This is a genomic window from Wenyingzhuangia sp. 2_MG-2023, from assembly GCF_030548295.1.
GTDB lineage: Bacteria > Bacteroidota > Bacteroidia > Flavobacteriales > Flavobacteriaceae > Wenyingzhuangia.
Map to the genome: position 1 here is coordinate 1 of NZ_JAUOSB010000016.1, position 16,414 is coordinate 16,414.

Here is a 16,414-nt window from a genome sequence, read left to right on the forward strand (position 1 = left end):
TTTTAACTAAAAATAAAGCAGCTTAATTAATAATCCGAAATTTAAAAGATTACTCTTGTTTTATAGGGGTCAAAACAAGCATTAAAAAATCTATTTTTGAAGTTGAAAAAGATTACTTGCTTAGATGAACAAGCTAGAAATGTCAATTATTTAATCAAATGGAATTATCAATTTTTACAGGTTCTACAAATTTTTTAGCCATTATTAGTATTTCTATTTTTATGGCCATTAGTCCAGGTCCTGATTTTTTTATGGTCTCTAGAAACAGCATTCTGTACAATAAAATTGCTGGAATTTATTCTGCACTAGGGATCAGTCTTTCGATCTGGATACATGTTGCTTATTCTATTGCTGGATTGGCAATTTTAATTGCAAAATCTATATTTGTATTTACCCTAATCAAATACATTGGAGCTGCGTATTTGATATTTATGGGTTTCAAAACCATTTTTTCTAAATCAAACACCAAACGTTTTACCAACCAAAAAACAACCAGTACAAATATTAGCAAATTAAAAGCGTTTAAAATAGGGTTTATCACCAATGCTCTTAACCCAAAAGCCACTATTTTTTTTCTGAGTATTTTTACACAGATCGTTACTGTAGATACCACACTAACCGTTCAAATTATCTATGGTGTAATAATTTCTGTAACACATTTTGTTTGGTTTTATGGGGTTGCTTCTTTCTTTTCTCATCCGAAAATCCTAGACAAGTTTCAAAAATTTCAAAAAAGAATAGAAACTGTTGTTGGAATAGCATTGATCCTTTTTGGGCTAAAAGTTGCTTTTACCAAATCTAATTAATACTACATCCTCTTCTATAAAAACTATTTATCGTTCAGAAAAACAATATCATATGAATTGGATTCTTTTAATTATTGCAGGTTTGTTTGAAGTTGCTTTTGCCTCTTGCTTAGGAAAAGCAAAAGAAGTTACAGGCAATGAGGTTTATTGGTGGTATGGTGGCTTTTTAGTTTCATTAATTATTAGCATGTCTTTGCTTATAAAATCCACGCAAAATTTGCCTATAGGTACGGCATATGCAGTTTGGACAGGTGTGGGAGCTGTAGGAACTGTATTGATGGGAATTTTTATATTTAAAGAACCTGCTACTTTTTGGAGAGTTTTTTTTATAGCTACTTTGATAGGTTCTATAATTGGGTTAAAATTTGTTTCTCATTGATAAAAACAAACGCGATAGTTAAAGAACGCTTTTTCATTGAAAAAAATTCACAACAACACAGCTCAATAGTATTAATAAGCCTTCTTAATTTCATCAATAAAAACTTAATCTACTATATTCCCTTTTATTTTTAATGCTGCTTTTGTGTAACCAATATCATTCACATAAGCTCCTGTAATATCATCGTAAACTATATATCCTAAATTTTCATTAAAATACAAATCAAACAATGCTGTAGTACCATATGCACCTACAACTGAAGCATTTGATGTAAATATGTTTATAGCACCCATATCATTAGGATTTACATTAGTCTCACTTGTTAATGTAGTGCTAAAAATATTGTTGATGTTCTCATTAGGAGTTATAATATCAATATAATTTTCTGTTCTCATGGTAACTCTAATAGGATGATTTCCTACATTTTTCCATGTACCTATTTCTATACCAGAATAATTAGTATTTACTTGTGAATCTGGTATTGTTATTTCCTCGTTTGTAAATAAAATAGGATTTTCTGTATCAACAATAATCCTATAAATTTTTGACGATGAGTTATCTACATTAGACACTTTAAAATCTACAATATTGGGGTAACTAAAATCTATATTTTCCTCAACATCATATACTTTAAAATCATCATTATTTATTCTATACTCCATACGAGTACCAAGATATTCAACTGTTGGGGTTAAATTAGCATAATCTACAGGTGATGTAAACAAGCAAATAACTAAAGAGTCTGCAGATTGTATACTAGCATTTATAACAGAAAAAGAATGAATCTCTGATGAAATTTTAAAATCTGTAATTGCTAGTATTTCTTTCTTATCTTCCTCTTCAACAGGTAGTTCAGTATTGTTTTCTGAGCTACAAGATCCAACCATAATTAAAGCAATTATGATAACGTTTATCTGAAAGTATTTTTTTAAATGTTTCATTTTATAAAAATACCTTAATTAAATCTATCTCAAAAAGTTAAATAGATATTTAACGTTAATTTATAATTAGAAAATTAATGTCGATATTTGGGCTCTATAAAAAGATAAAATATGTTTACCTTTTCATTCAATCACGTAGCCATTTCTGTAAAAGACGTAAATAAGTCTGTAAATTTTTATCAAAAAGTATTAAAACTTAAAGAGATTAAAAACACCGCTTCTTCTTCTGAAACCAGGTGGTTGTCTTTAGGAGATGAAAAACAACTTCATTTAATCCCTAGACCTCATTTAGAGGTTACAACCAATAAAGCCGTTCATTTTGCTTTGGCAACAGCTGATATAAATGCCATTGTAAATCATTTAAAAGCTTTAGAAATTAATTATACAGACTGGCTTGGAACTCCCAACAAAGACTACGTTCGTGATGATGGAATTCAACAGTTTTATTTTCAAGATCCAGATGGATATTGGGTAGAAATTAACAATGATATTTAAAATAAAAAAGTCGAAAGCATGTGCTTTCGACTTTTTTATAATTATAAATTAAATAATGGCTACACCAAAGAACTTAAACTTGCTTTAATTGTTTCTATTTTAGACAAAGAATCTGCTTCTTTTTTACGTTCAGCCGCAATTACTTGTTCTGGAGCATTGCTCACAAAACGTTCGTTAGACAATTTCTTTTGAACTGATTTCAAGAACCCTTCTGTATATTTTAACTCCTCGTTTAACTTCGCAATCTCAGCTTCTACATCAATAGCCCCAGCCATTGGCACAAAATATTCATTAGATTTTACACGGAAGCTTAAGGATCCATCAACAGCAGCATCTACATAAGACAACTCTGCGATGTTACACATCTTAACAATCACTGCATCAAAATCTTTAGAAATATGATCATTGTTTAAAACAGATAAATCAATGGTCTCTTTAAAAGAAATGTTTTTATCTTTTCTAATGGTTCTAATTCCAGAAATTACTTCTGATGCCATTTCAAAATTGGCAATGATTTCTTGGTTATAAGAAGTTGCTTTTGGATATTCTGCAATAATCAACGCATCTTCAGGAGTTCTATCTGCTATCAATTGCCAAACTTCTTCTGTTAAGTGAGGCATAAATGGATGTAAAATCTTTAAATTATCTTCTAACAATCCTATGATTTCTTTAAAAGTAACCGCATCCATTGGATATCCAAAAGCAGGTTTCACCATTTCTAGGAACCAAGATGAAAAATCATCCCAAACCAATTTGTAAATACTCATTAAAGAATCACTCAAACGGTAGACCTCAAAATTAGCATCAATTTCAGCCAATGTTTTTTGGAACTTCGCTTTGTACCACTCAATCGCAATTTTAGAAGCTTCTGGTTGTGCTTCCGTTTCAGAAACTACCCATCCTTTAATTAATTTAAATGAGTTCCATATTTTGTTAGAAAAGTTACGTCCTTGTGCACATAAATCTTCATCAAACATTAAGTCGTTTCCTGCTGCTGCAGATAACAACAATCCTACACGAACACCATCGGCTCCGTATTGTTGCATCAATTCAATAGGATCTGGAGAGTTTCCTAAAGATTTAGACATTTTACGTCTTTGTTTATCTCTTACAATTCCCGTAAAATAAACATTGCTAAACGGTTTTTCTTGTCGAAATTCATATCCTGCAAATACCATTCTAGCTACCCAAAAGAAAATAATATCTGGACCGGTAACCAAATCATTAGTTGGGTAATAATAATTAATTTCTTCATTCTCTGGCTCGTTAATTCCGTTGAACACAGAAATTGGCCACAACCAAGAAGAGAACCATGTGTCTAAAGCATCTTCATCTTGCTTTAAGTCAGCAACCGTTAAAGCATTATTTCCTGATTTTTCTTTAGCCAATGGCAATGCTTCTTCAATAGAAGTTGCTACTACAAACTCCTCTACTCCTTCTCCGTAGAAAAAAGCTGGAATTTGATGTCCCCACCACAATTGACGAGAAATATTCCAATCGCGAATATTTTCTAACCAGTGGCGATATGTATTGTTATATCGCTTAGGATACAACTTAATTTCTTCATCTTTTAAAACCGCATCTAAAGCTGGCTTTACTATTTCTTCCATGCGTAAAAACCACTGAGCAGAAATTTTAGGCTCTATAACTGCCTTTGTTCTTTCTGAGGTTCCTACTTTATGCATGTGCTGTTCTACCTTTACCAAAGCTCCAATCTCCTCAAGCTCTTTGGTAATTTCTTTACGAACCACAAAACGGTCTTTTCCGTTGTAATGCAATCCATTTTCGTTTAAGGTAGCATCATCGTTTAAAATATCAATAACTTCTAAACCGTGCTTTTCTCCTAACACTTTATCATTTTGATCATGAGCAGGAGTAATTTTTAAACAACCTGTTCCAAAATCAATATCTACATATTCATCTTCTATAATAGAAATTACTCTATTCGCAATAGGCACAATCGCTTTCTTTCCTTTTAAATGAGCATATCTTTCATCATTTGGATTGATACAAATAGCAGTATCTCCTAACAAGGTTTCTGGACGAGTAGTTGCAATGGTTACCACCTCCTCAGTTCCTTCAATTTTATAATTGATATGGTAAAAGTTTCCTTGTTTTTCTTCAAAAATCACTTCTTCATCAGACAACGTTGTTTTTGCTTCAGGATCCCAGTTCACCATACGGTACCCTCTATAGATATCTCCTTTTTTGTATAAATCCACAAAAACCTTAGTTACTGCTTCACTTAAATCAGCATCCATGGTAAACTTAGTACGTTCCCAATCGCAAGAAGCTCCAAGTTTCTTTAACTGATCTAAAATAATTCCCCCATGTTTGTCTGTCCATTCCCAAGCATGCTTTAAGAATTCATCACGAGTTAAATCTTCTTTGTTAATTCCTTCTGCTTTTAACTTCGCTACTACTTTTGCTTCGGTAGCAATAGAAGCATGGTCGGTTCCAGGAACCCAACAAGCATTGTAACCTCTCAAACGAGCTCTACGAATCAATACGTCTTGAATGGTATTGTTCAACATGTGTCCCATATGTAAAACTCCAGTCACGTTTGGTGGTGGAATGACAATGGTATAAGGTGTTTTATCGTTAGGTGTGGAATGAAAATAATTATTTTTCATCCAGTAATCGTACCATTTTTCTTCTACCGCAGTAGCATTGTATGTATTTGGAATACTCATTCTTTATTTTTTGTTAAATAACAGGTGGTCAAAAATACAAATATCCTTAGGAGAAAAAAAAAATACGGTATAGTTATTGAATGTTTCAATATTAAAATATAATTTTACTTAAAATTTAATCGACATGAAAAAATTAATTTTTATACTATGCATGGCTTTAATGCCAGCTTTAAGTTTCGCTCAATATGCAAATACAGACAATGACACTAGCTTAAAACCTAAAATGGAATTTGAAACGGAAGTTATTGACTACGGAACCATCAAGCACAATGCAGATGGTGTTCGTTTTTTTAAATTTGAAAACACAGGTAGTGCCCCTTTAATCATTAAAAGTGTAAAGGGAAGTTGTGGATGTACTGTACCAACCAAGCCTGAAAAACCAATCATGCCTGGAGAAGTAGGAGAAATAAAAGTAAAATATGCCACCAACCGCGTAGGTAGATTTACAAAAACGGTAACTATCGTATCTAACGCAAGTGAACATCCTAAAGTAGTAAAAATTAAAGGAGAAGTTTTAAAAGACTAAACTTTATCTTATCATAATTACAACTGCTTATATTTTATAAGCAGTTTTTTTTTACCCAATATCAAAGTAAAGTACAACTATTCTTTAAGACGATTAGATTTTTGTACTTTTGTTCCCCTAATTTTAAAACATAAAAACACAATGCTTAGAGTTTCTAACAAAGGACGTGCTATTCCAGAGTCTCCAATTCGTAAATTGGTTCCTTATGCAGAAGCCGCCAAGAAACGAGGTATTGAAATTTTTCATTTAAACATTGGTCAGCCTGATATTAAAACACCTAAAATTGCTTTAGATGCTGTTCGTAATATAGATATGGAAGTTTTAGAATATTCTACCTCTAATGGTTCTGAACAATACAGAGACAAGTTAGTAGGGTATTACCAAAAACACAATATTAAATTAACCAACGAACAAATATTAGTAACCACTGGTGGTTCAGAAGCTTTGTATTTTACCATTGCTAGTATTACTGATCCTCAGGATGAAATTATTATTCCAGAACCTTTTTATGCCAATTACACCAGTTTCTCTATAGCTGCTGGGGTGCATGTGGTACCTATTAATACAAGTATAGACAATGGTTTTGCTTTGCCTAAAATAGATGAGTTTGAAGCTTTGATTACTCCAAGAACTCGTGCTATTTTAATTTGCAATCCTGGAAATCCAACTGGAACTTTATACAGCAAAGAAGAAATTAAACAATTAAAGAAGTTAGTCGTAAAATACAACTTGTTCTTAATTGCTGATGAAGTGTATCGTGAATTTGTATATACAGATGATGGTCACTACTCTATTATGGAAGAAAAAGGAATGGATATGAATGCCATCATGATTGACTCTACCTCTAAACGTTATAGTATGTGTGGAGCAAGAGTCGGATGTGTAGTATCTCGTAATCCTGAGTTGATTAGTACGGTCATGAAAATGGCACAATCTAGATTGTGTCCTCCTACCATTGCACAAATTGCTGCAGAAGCTGCCATAGACACTCCTCAAAGTTATTTTGATGAAGTTCGAGAAGAATACATTGGACGTAGAAATATTTTAATTGAAGAATTGTCTAAAATAGAAGGTGTTCAGGTAGTAAAACCAAAAGGAGCTTTTTATTGTTTGGTAGATTTGCCTGTAGACAATGCCGATACATTTTCTAAATGGTTGTTAGAAAGTTACAGTAATAACGGAGAAACAGTCATGTTAGCTCCAGGAAGTGGATTTTATTCCACTCCAAATATTGCGCTTAGCCAAGTAAGAATTGCTTATGTGCTAAAAAAAGAAAAATTAATTCGTGCCGTTGCTATTCTTAAAGACGCTATTGAGAAATACAACGCACAATAACCTTATTAAACCAAACAAAATATTATGAAAAAAATAGTTGTGATTGGTGGTGGAAACATGGGTTTCACCTACGCAGAAGGAATTTACAATGCAAAAATTGCTAACATTGAAATTATTGACAAGTCTGAAGACAGAGTTGCGGAAATCAATGGAATGAACAAGATGAAAGCTTCTACAAGTTATGATGCTTTATCTAATGCAGATATTATTTTCTTAGCCGTAAAACCTCAAATAGCTCCTTTGGTATTTGGAGACATTAAATCTATTGTAAACAAAGATCAATTGTTTGTTTCTGTAATGGCAGGAATGACCATTGAAACCATTCAACAAGGATTAGATATTGACAAGGTAATTAGATGTATGCCTAACTTACCAGCTTCTATTCAATTAGGAATGACTACTTATGTTGGATCTAAAGAAGTTGCTAAAGAAAATTTAGATTTAGTTGGAAGTATTTTAAAGTCTACAGGAAAAGCTTTTGAAGTACAAAGTGAAGATATGATTGACAATACTACTGGAATTTCAGGTAGTGGTTCTGCTTATATTTTTTACTTTATGAATGCGATGGCCGAAGCTGCAGAAAACTTTGGCTTTTCTAGAGAAGAAGCTAAAACTTTAACCGCTCAAACTTTTGAAGGTGCTGTGGAATTGTACAAACAAAACGACATTTCTTTAGAAGAATGGATGAACCGTGTGGCTTCTAAAGGAGGAACTACTCGTGCTGCTTTGAACAATTTTGACAGCAATAATGTACACAATTTAATTAAAGAAGGTACGGTAGCTTGTGTAAACAGAGCTAAAGAATTGGCTGCAGACAAATAATCTACAACCTTTTATAAAAAACAACCCCTTTGTAATTGAATTGCAAAGGGGGTTTTGTCTTTAGTTGGCTACGTCACTTATAAATTTAATTCGCATCAATCGAAGTTCCTCATCATCATAATCACCATCAAATTCATCAATAGCAGATTTGATATCGTCTGTTTCTGCTTCCATAAAATAATCATGAATTTCTTCTTGTTGATCTTCATCCAAAATATCCTCCAAATAATAATCAATATTCAATTTTGTTCCTGAATACACAATTGATTCAATTTCTTTGATCAATTCAGACATTTCCAATCCCTTTGCTTTTGCAATATCTTCTAAAGGTAATTTTCTATCTGTATTTTGAATAATATACAATTTCAAACCTGATTTTTCTCCAGTCGTTTTCACTACCAAATCATCTGGCTTGTCAATATTATTTTCCTCAACATATTTGGCAATCAACTCAATAAATTCTTTACCAAATTTTTTCGCCTTTCCATCTCCTACTCCATGAATGTTTGACAACTCTTCTATTGTTGTAGGGTACTTTAACGTCATATCTTCCAACGATGGATCTTGAAAAATAGCATAAGGGGGAATGCTTTTTTTCTTACCAACATTTTTACGCAAAGACTTTAAAAGCCCCATCAATTGCTCATCTATAGCAATACTTGCTTTATTCTTAGCATTGGCAATAATCACAGCTTTATCATCTTCGTCTACATATATATGATCTTCTGTCATTAAGAACGTTTCTGGCTTTTCAATAAAAGACAAACCTTTGTCTGTAATTTTCACAATTCCATATTGCTCAATTTCCTTTCTTAAATATCCAGCCACCAAGGTTTGACGAATCAATGCTGTCCAATATTGGTTGTCTTTATCTTTTCCTATTCCAAAAAAATCTCGCTCATGTGTTTTGTGAGAAATCAACATCGCATTTGTTTTTCCTAACAAAGTAGCTACAATGTCTTTTGATTTGTATTTTTCTTTAGAATCTCTAACTACAGTCAGAAGCTTTACTACATTTTCTTTCGCTTCTGTTTGTTTTTTAGGGTTTTTGGTATTGTCATCCATTTTTGCTCCCAAACCATTCACAGGATCAAAACTTTCTCCAAAATAATGCAATAAATACTGTCTTCTACTCATAGACGTTTCAGCATACCCTACAACTTCTTGCAACAAAGCATGACCTAATTCCTGTTCAGAAACAGGCTTATTTGCCATAAACTTTTCTAATTTCTCTATATCCTTATAAGCATAGAAAGCCAAACAATATCCTTCTCCATCATCTCTTCCTGCTCTACCCGTTTCTTGGTAATAACTTTCCAAACTCTTAGGAATGTCATGATGAATTACAAAACGAACATCGGGCTTGTCAATTCCCATTCCAAAAGCAATGGTTGCAACAATCACATCCACATCTTCCATCAAAAACATATCTTGATGTCTTGCTCTGCTTTTTGCATCCAAACCAGCATGATAAGGCAATGCTGAAATTCCATTTACTTGTAATGTTTGCGCTAATTCTTCTACCTTCTTTCTACTCAAACAATAAATAACTCCTGATTTCCCAGACCTTTGTTTGATGAATCGAATGATGTCTGAAGCTACATTTTTGGTTTTGGGTTTTACTTCGTAAAAAAGATTAGGACGGTTGAAAGAAGCTTTGAACGTATTTGCGTTGTTCATCGCAAGTGTCTTTATAATATCTTCTTGAACTTTTGGAGTAGCGGTTGCCGTTAGTCCTATAATAGGAACATCTCCAATTCTAGTAATAATTTTTCGTAAGTTCCTGTATTCGGGTCTAAAATCATGTCCCCACTCAGAAATACAATGCGCTTCATCAATAGCAAAAAAGGAAATGTCTTGTTCTTTTAAAAAGTCAACATATTCATCTTTTGTCAATGACTCTGGAGCTACGTACAATAGTTTGGTAACTCCGTCTGTAATGTCAGATTTAACTCTTGCAATTTCAGACTTGTTAAGTGATGAATTTAATACGTGTGCTATTCCAGAATTGTCAGAAATACCACGAATAGCATCCACTTGATTTTTCATCAAAGCAATTAACGGAGAAACCACAATAGCAGTTCCGCTTTTCATCAATGCTGGCAGCTGATAACAGAGTGACTTTCCTCCTCCAGTAGGCATGATGACAAATGTGTCATTTCCTTCTACAATACTTCTGATGACTTCTTCTTGTAAACCCTTAAATTTATTGAATCCAAAATACTTTTTTAAAGGGGAGTACAAATCAATTTTATCTTGATTCATAATAATCGTATGCTAATTTTAAATACATTTGTAGCTTAAAGATATAACTTTTTTTAACAAAAATTACAACCTTGAATAACGATATACTTTCTATAGCTAGAAAAACTATTGAGCTAGAAAGCAATGCTATTGCTAATTTAACCAATTTAATTGATTCAAATTTTGAAAATGCTATAAAATGCATTCTTAAAAGCAAAGGAAGAGTAATCATTACTGGAATAGGGAAAAGTGCAGCCATTGCTACCAAAATAGTTGCAACTCTAAACTCTACAGGAACACCGTCTATTTTTATGCATGCTGCAGATGCCATTCATGGAGATTTAGGAATTGTACAAGAAGATGACGTTGTGATTTGTATTTCTAAAAGTGGAAATACTCCAGAAATTAAAGTTTTGATTCCACTCATCAAAAGAAACAACAATCCGATCATTGCTATTACAGGTAATAAAGATTCTTTTTTAGGTACTCAGGCTACTTATGTACTCAATACCTATGTAGAAAAAGAAGCTTGTCCAAACAACTTAGCTCCTACCACTAGTACAACTGCACAATTGGTTATGGGAGATGCCATTGCAGTAACTTTGTTAGAACTCAACCAATTTACTAGTAAAGATTTTGCAAAATACCATCCTGGAGGTGCGTTGGGTAAAAAATTATACCTACGTGTAAGTGATTTGGTCTCCAAAAACGAAATGCCAAAAGTAGAAATACTCACCAATATGAAAGATACTTTGTTAGAAATATCTAACAAAAGATTGGGAGCTACTGCGGTGTTAGAAAACAATACTTTGGTAGGGATTATTACTGATGGTGATATTAGACGAATGTTAAATGTAAACGAAGATTTTATTGCGTTGACCGCCAAAGATATCATGTCTAAATCACCCAAAACAATTCATATAGATGCAATGGCTGTTGAAGCTATGTATACTATGGAAAACAACAATATTTCTCAGTTGATAGCCATAGATGATGCTAAAAATTACAAAGGAATTATTCACATACACGACTTAATTAAAGAAGGAATTTTTTAGAGATGGGAGAACAGAACAAAGAGATGTCTTTTTTAGATCATCTTGAAGAATTAAGGTGGCATTTGGTAAGGTCTACAGTGTGTATTCTTGTGTTTACTATTGTACTATTTGTATATCAAAAAGAGGTCTACAATCAATTTTTATTAGCACATTTAAATCCAGAATTTAGTACTTACAAATGGTTTTGTGAAGCTTTTACTAAAATTGGAATTGACAGTAGTTTTTGCAACCTTAGTTTTAGTTCAAAACTGCAAAGTTTGGCTCCTACCAATCAATTAATGAATGCTGTCTGGTCTAGTTTTATCTTAGGTGCCATCCTCTCTTTTCCTTATATAATATGGGAAATGATGAAATTTATCATGCCTGGTTTGACTCCAAAAGAAAGACAAAAAAGTAGAGGATTTATTATTATTTCTACATTGTTGCTTATCATAGGTTTGCTATTTAGTTATTACGTTATTGCTCCTATGTCTGTCTATTTCTTTTACAATTATCAAATTACAGATGTTATTGTAAACAACTTTCAATTTGATAGTTATATAGGATTGATTACCAATACTCTTTTAGGAGTTTCTATTGTTTTTGAGTTGCCATTAGTGGTTTATTTCTTAACCAAATTGGGATTGATTACTCCAGAATTCTTAAAAAAATACAGAAAACACTCTTTGGTATTGGTTTTGATAGTTGCTGCTGTAATTACACCACCAGATGTTGCTAGTCAAATTATTGTGGCTATTCCAATTTTAATTCTGTACGAAATCAGCATCGTTGTATCTAAAGTAATTGTCAAAAAACAAAAAAAACAAGAATTGTAATTCATGATTTTAAGAGCTGATAACATTCAAAAAATATACGGAAGCAGAAAAGTTGTAAAAGGAATTTCTCTTCAAGTAGAACAAGGTGAAATTATTGGATTGCTAGGACCAAACGGTGCTGGTAAAACAACTTCTTTTTACATGATTGTAGGAATGGTAAAACCCAACGAAGGAAAAATCTATTTAGACAATCAAGAAATCACCAATTTTGCCATGTACAAACGTGCACAAAACGGAATTGGTTATTTGGCTCAAGAAGCTTCGGTTTTTAGAAAATTGACCGTGGAAGAAAATATATTATCAGTATTGCAATTTACAGACAGAACCAAAGAACAACAAAAGCAAAAACTTGAAGAATTGATTGATGAGTTTAGTTTGGGACATGTAAGAACCAACAGAGGTGATTTGTTATCTGGTGGAGAAAGACGTAGAACAGAAATTGCACGTTGTTTGGCTTCAGATCCTAAATTTATTTTATTAGATGAGCCTTTTGCGGGTGTAGATCCTATTGCTGTTGAAGACATTCAGTCTATTGTAGCCACATTAAAAGACAAAAACATTGGTATTTTAATCACCGATCATGATGTACAGGCTACTTTAGCTATTACTGACAAAACTTATTTAATGTATCAAGGAAGCATTCTAAAAAGTGGAACTCCACAAGAATTAGCAGACGACGAAATGGTACGTCGTGTCTATTTAGGTGAAAGTTTTGTTTTGAAAGAAAATAGATTTAAAAAATAAATCTTACTTTTTTCTACTCAACATAGAAAGTAGCAAATACGTAAATATAATAGCTGGAATAGCTGCCAATTTTAACACTAAAATCATTAAGATGGACAGTGATAAAAATATGTATTTCAATTTATTCTCTGCAAACCCAAAGGTTTTAAATTTCAAAGCAAACAACTCAATATTTGCATTTAGCATATAACAACTCAATATTGTTAACAATATCAACACATATTGATTGTCTACAATATAACTAATATAATGGTATTCAGGATACGCGTGCATTAGCGGTAAAGAGACAATTAATAACGTATTTGCAGGTGTTGGCAAGCCTACAAAGTTTTCTTTTTGATTTTCATCAATATTAAAATTTGCCAAACGATAACACGATGCCAATGTAATTGCAAACCCCAACATCGCTAAAAACGGAAAATTTTCAAAACCTTCTAAATAATTTATCGGTTCTTGATTTCCTGACTTCAACAACATTTGAACCATGACCACTCCAGGAACCACTCCACTTGTTACCATATCTGCCAAAGAGTCTAATTGTTTTCCTATTTCGCTTTGAACTTTAAAAATTCTAGCTGCAAAACCATCAAAAAAGTCAAAGAAAATCCCCAACAACACAAACAAAACAGCAAATTGAATTTGATTATTGACTGCATATACTACCGCAAAACAACCTGATAATAAATTTAACAAAGTCAACAAATTGGGAATCCATTTCAGAATTTTCATAAGAGATTATACTTTTTGACAAATCTAATGATAGTTTTGTGTAGCTGTATAAATAAGTTAAATTAAATTTCACATCTATTATTAATTTGAAACAATATATTTGTAGTGTATAGGTTATAAACTCTGAAACAAAATAGTACGTTGAAAAAACATTTTATATTTCTTTATCTACTTATAGGTTCTTTTGCCTGTCAAGCACAACTGGTGAGTAGTTATTCTAATGAATTTCTGAACATTGGTGTGGGTGCAAGAGCTATGGGTATGAGCAAATCTGTAAGTTCTTTTATTACTGGTGTAGAAGCAGGATATTGGAATCCTGCGGGAGTAATTAGCGTACAAGATTATGAATTTGCAGCCATGCACAATTCACTATACTCAGGAATTGGTAGTTACGATTATTTTGGAGCTGCTTTGCCTATTGAACGAGACGATATAGCAATGAGTGTTTCTGTCATCCGCTTAGGAGTAGACAATATTCTAAACACCACCAATTTGATTGACAATAACGGAAATATAAATTACAACAATATCACCACTTTTTCTAGTGCAGATATTGCCGCCGTTTTAAGCATTGCCAAATCGTTTCCAAATCTACATTTGAACGTGGGGGTAAATGGAAAAATTATCCGAAGAAATATTGGAGATTTTGCTACTGGGCATGGTTTTGGTTTTGATATTGGAGCACAGTACCAATATCAGAATATAAAAATGGGATTAATGTTAAGAGATGTAACCACAACATTTACGGCTTGGAATGTAGACGATGCTATTTTTCAAGACATTGCAAATGCACAAACAACTGCAGATGGACAAAACCAAGAAGAGCCAGAAAAATACGAAGTCACGTTGCCTAAATTCCAATTGGGATTTTCATATTTTAAACAATTTAACGAAAAATATTCTTTATTATCTGCTTTGGATTTGATCGGTAGATTTACGGAAACCAATGATATTGTTTCTACTAGCTTTATGAGTTTTAGTCCTAATTTAGGTTTTGAACTAGCTTATAAAGACCGTACTTATTTTAGAGCTGGAGTAGGAAATATTCAAAAAGAAATTGATTTTGACAACACAGAATCTACTTCTGTTGAGCCTAGTATAGGGATTGGAATCCGTTTGAAAAAAGTATACATAGATTATGCTTTGACCAATGTTGGAGCAAGTTCTGGAATCAATTATTCCAATGTATTTTCAATTAGAGTTCAACTTAATGAAATGAGGTAATGAAATCAATTTCTGTTCTATTTTTCTTTTTTACACTTTCTTTTTTTAGTCAAACCAACATACAATTGTCTAAAAACGCAGAAATAAGCATTCTTACCTGTGCTCCTGGGCAGAACGAATTGTATTCTCATTTTGGACACAGTGCCATGCGAGTAAAAGACAAAGAAAACCATTTGGATAGAGTCTATAATTACGGAACTTTTGATTTTAACACTCCAAATTTTTACTTAAAATTTTGTCGTGGAGAGTTGCTTTACCAAGTTTCTAGCTACGATTACAAATATTTTCCTTACACTTATTACAACGAAAATAGATGGGTAAAATCGCAAATCATCAATTTAACTCCAGAAGAAAATCAAAAGGTTTTTGATTTTTTAGAATGGAATGCTTTGCCTGAAAACAAAAAATATTACTACGATTTTTTCTACGACAACTGTGCCAATAAAATGTACGAAGTCATTGAAAAAAGCGTTGGAAACATTGATTTTGATTATTCTAATTTTCCCAAAAACCTAAGTCACCGTGATTTGATTCACCGTTATTTGGCTAAAAACACTTGGGGTAAATTTGGAATTGACCTTGCGCTTGGAGCTGTTATTGATAAAAAAGCGACGTTAAAACAATACATGTTTTTGCCAGATTTTGTAAATATCGCAATGCATACAAGTACATTAAATGGTAAAAAAGTTGTACGTAAAGAAACCTACATTTTACCAGATTATCAACTCAAAATTCCAACAACTAATTTCTTTATCAGCCCCTTATTTCTAGGGCTTTTACTGCTTTCAATTAGTCTGTTTTTGATTTTAAAAAATAAAAACATCAATCGTTGGTTTCATACTTTGACCTTTATTTATGGTATTACTGGATTGATTATTTTTTCTCTGTGGTTTTTAACAGAACACAGTACAACCAAACTGAATTTTAACATTCTATGGGCAAACCCATTGTTTTTAGCTTATCCTTTCTTAAAAGCAGAATGGAAACAAAAACTATCAATGCTAGGATTGGTTTTTATAGGAATATTTTTAGTGATTGCTGCTACAGGATTTCAAGTATTCAATCTTCCTATTTATGTATTTGTAGCAGGTTTATTCGTTTTATTTCTTAAATCTTCTATTCAGAAATAAAACTCTCTACTCCTAACTCATAACTTTTCAAGCCAAAACCTAATATCACTCCTTTACAAACAGGTGATAAAAAAGATTTGTGTCTAAAAGCTTCTCTTTTGTGCACATTAGAAATATGAACTTCTACCACAGGTGTGGTAACTCCACTAATCGCATCTGCAATAGCAACCGAAGTATGCGTATAAGCTCCAGCATTCATTACAATTCCATCGTAAGAAAAACCAACTTCGTGAATTTTATCTACCAGAGAACCTTCACTATTTGATTGAAAATAAGTCAACTCCACATTCAGAAACTTTTCTTTCAACGTTTCAAAATACTGTTCAAAAGTCTGAGTTCCATAAATTTCTGGCTCACGTTTTCCTAATAAATTTAAATTAGGACCATTTAGAATTAAAATTTTCATAGTTGAAGAGGATTGTAATGCTCCAAATTTAGCAAAAAAACAGAGGACACAAAGCAATAGTTTGTTTTAT

The 16,414-nt window shown here is 32.4% G+C and carries 16 protein-coding genes; 11 read left to right on the forward strand and 5 right to left on the reverse strand.

The window, feature by feature from the left end; translation table 11 throughout:
* Positions 1-158: 158 nt before the first annotated feature.
* Positions 159-806, forward strand: coding sequence for a LysE family translocator (locus tag Q4548_RS13490; protein ID WP_303455882.1), 648 nt, complete (start codon positions 159-161; stop codon positions 804-806).
* 52 nt (positions 807-858) lie between these two features.
* A complete protein-coding gene (locus Q4548_RS13495; RefSeq protein WP_303455884.1) occupies positions 859-1,185 on the forward strand; it encodes a multidrug efflux SMR transporter in 327 nt (108 codons plus the stop codon).
* 104 nt (positions 1,186-1,289) lie between these two features.
* On the opposite strand, the gene Q4548_RS13500 is transcribed toward Q4548_RS13495, so the two are convergent.
* Positions 1,290-2,126 (reverse strand): hypothetical protein, encoded by an 837-nt coding sequence (locus tag Q4548_RS13500; protein WP_303455886.1) that lies wholly within the window; start codon positions 2,124-2,126, stop codon positions 1,290-1,292.
* A gap of 111 nt (positions 2,127-2,237) precedes the next feature.
* Here Q4548_RS13500 and Q4548_RS13505 point away from each other — a divergent pair, with 111 nt between their 5' ends.
* Positions 2,238-2,621 (forward strand): VOC family protein, encoded by a 384-nt coding sequence (locus Q4548_RS13505; protein ID WP_303455888.1) that lies wholly within the window; start codon positions 2,238-2,240, stop codon positions 2,619-2,621.
* A gap of 59 nt (positions 2,622-2,680) precedes the next feature.
* Here Q4548_RS13505 and Q4548_RS13510 read toward each other — a convergent pair whose 3' ends face one another.
* A complete protein-coding gene (locus tag Q4548_RS13510; RefSeq protein ID WP_303455890.1) occupies positions 2,681-5,314 on the reverse strand; it encodes a valine--tRNA ligase in 2,634 nt (877 codons plus the stop codon).
* A 124-nt stretch (positions 5,315-5,438) separates the two neighbouring features.
* Between Q4548_RS13510 and Q4548_RS13515 the strand changes: the two genes are divergently transcribed.
* From Q4548_RS13515 to proC, 3 genes are all read left to right on the forward strand, one after another.
* Positions 5,439-5,840: a DUF1573 domain-containing protein gene (locus tag Q4548_RS13515; protein ID WP_303455891.1), complete on the forward strand. Its 402-nt coding sequence runs from the start codon at positions 5,439-5,441 to the stop codon at positions 5,838-5,840.
* A 141-nt stretch (positions 5,841-5,981) separates the two neighbouring features.
* Positions 5,982-7,175, forward strand: coding sequence for a pyridoxal phosphate-dependent aminotransferase (locus tag Q4548_RS13520; protein WP_303455892.1), 1,194 nt, complete (start codon positions 5,982-5,984; stop codon positions 7,173-7,175).
* Positions 7,176-7,199: 24 nt separating this feature from the next.
* Positions 7,200-7,997, forward strand: a complete 798-nt coding sequence (gene proC / locus Q4548_RS13525; protein WP_303455893.1) for a pyrroline-5-carboxylate reductase — start codon at positions 7,200-7,202, stop codon at positions 7,995-7,997.
* 60 nt (positions 7,998-8,057) lie between these two features.
* On the opposite strand, the gene Q4548_RS13530 is transcribed toward proC, so the two are convergent.
* Positions 8,058-10,262: an ATP-dependent DNA helicase RecQ gene (locus Q4548_RS13530; RefSeq protein WP_303455895.1), complete on the reverse strand. Its 2,205-nt coding sequence runs from the start codon at positions 10,260-10,262 to the stop codon at positions 8,058-8,060.
* A gap of 71 nt (positions 10,263-10,333) precedes the next feature.
* Here Q4548_RS13530 and Q4548_RS13535 point away from each other — a divergent pair, with 71 nt between their 5' ends.
* The 3 genes from Q4548_RS13535 to lptB are packed head-to-tail and all read left to right on the forward strand — an operon-like array spanning position 10,334 to position 12,855.
* Positions 10,334-11,296 carry an SIS domain-containing protein gene (locus Q4548_RS13535; RefSeq protein ID WP_303455897.1) on the forward strand — a complete coding sequence of 321 codons (963 nt, stop codon included), beginning with the start codon at positions 10,334-10,336 and terminating at the stop codon, positions 11,294-11,296.
* A 2-nt stretch (positions 11,297-11,298) separates the two neighbouring features.
* Positions 11,299-12,111, forward strand: coding sequence for a twin-arginine translocase subunit TatC (tatC, locus tag Q4548_RS13540; protein WP_303455899.1), 813 nt, complete (start codon positions 11,299-11,301; stop codon positions 12,109-12,111).
* Between the two features lie 3 nt (positions 12,112-12,114).
* Positions 12,115-12,855, forward strand: a complete 741-nt coding sequence (gene lptB, locus Q4548_RS13545; protein ID WP_303455901.1) for an LPS export ABC transporter ATP-binding protein — start codon at positions 12,115-12,117, stop codon at positions 12,853-12,855.
* 3 nt (positions 12,856-12,858) lie between these two features.
* Here the strand turns inward: lptB and Q4548_RS13550 are convergent, their stop codons facing one another.
* Positions 12,859-13,584, reverse strand: a complete 726-nt coding sequence (locus Q4548_RS13550) for a phosphatidylcholine/phosphatidylserine synthase (protein ID WP_303455903.1) — start codon at positions 13,582-13,584, stop codon at positions 12,859-12,861.
* 141 nt (positions 13,585-13,725) lie between these two features.
* Here Q4548_RS13550 and Q4548_RS13555 point away from each other — a divergent pair, with 141 nt between their 5' ends.
* Both Q4548_RS13555 and Q4548_RS13560 read left to right on the forward strand, forming a co-directional pair.
* The gene (locus Q4548_RS13555) at positions 13,726-14,808 is read left to right on the forward strand and encodes a hypothetical protein (RefSeq protein WP_303455905.1); all 1,083 of its coding nucleotides are present in this window, start codon (positions 13,726-13,728) and stop codon (positions 14,806-14,808) included.
* On the forward strand, positions 14,808-15,938 hold the full coding sequence (locus tag Q4548_RS13560) for a DUF4105 domain-containing protein (RefSeq protein ID WP_303455906.1): 1,131 nt from the start codon (positions 14,808-14,810) through the stop codon (positions 15,936-15,938). Before Q4548_RS13555 ends, Q4548_RS13560 begins: the two co-directional genes overlap by 1 nt.
* On the opposite strand, the gene aroQ is transcribed toward Q4548_RS13560, so the two are convergent.
* Positions 15,925-16,344, reverse strand: coding sequence for a type II 3-dehydroquinate dehydratase (gene aroQ / locus Q4548_RS13565; protein ID WP_303455908.1), 420 nt, complete (start codon positions 16,342-16,344; stop codon positions 15,925-15,927). The two genes, Q4548_RS13560 and aroQ, sit on opposite strands and share 14 nt — an antisense overlap.
* Positions 16,345-16,414 lie beyond the last annotated feature (70 nt).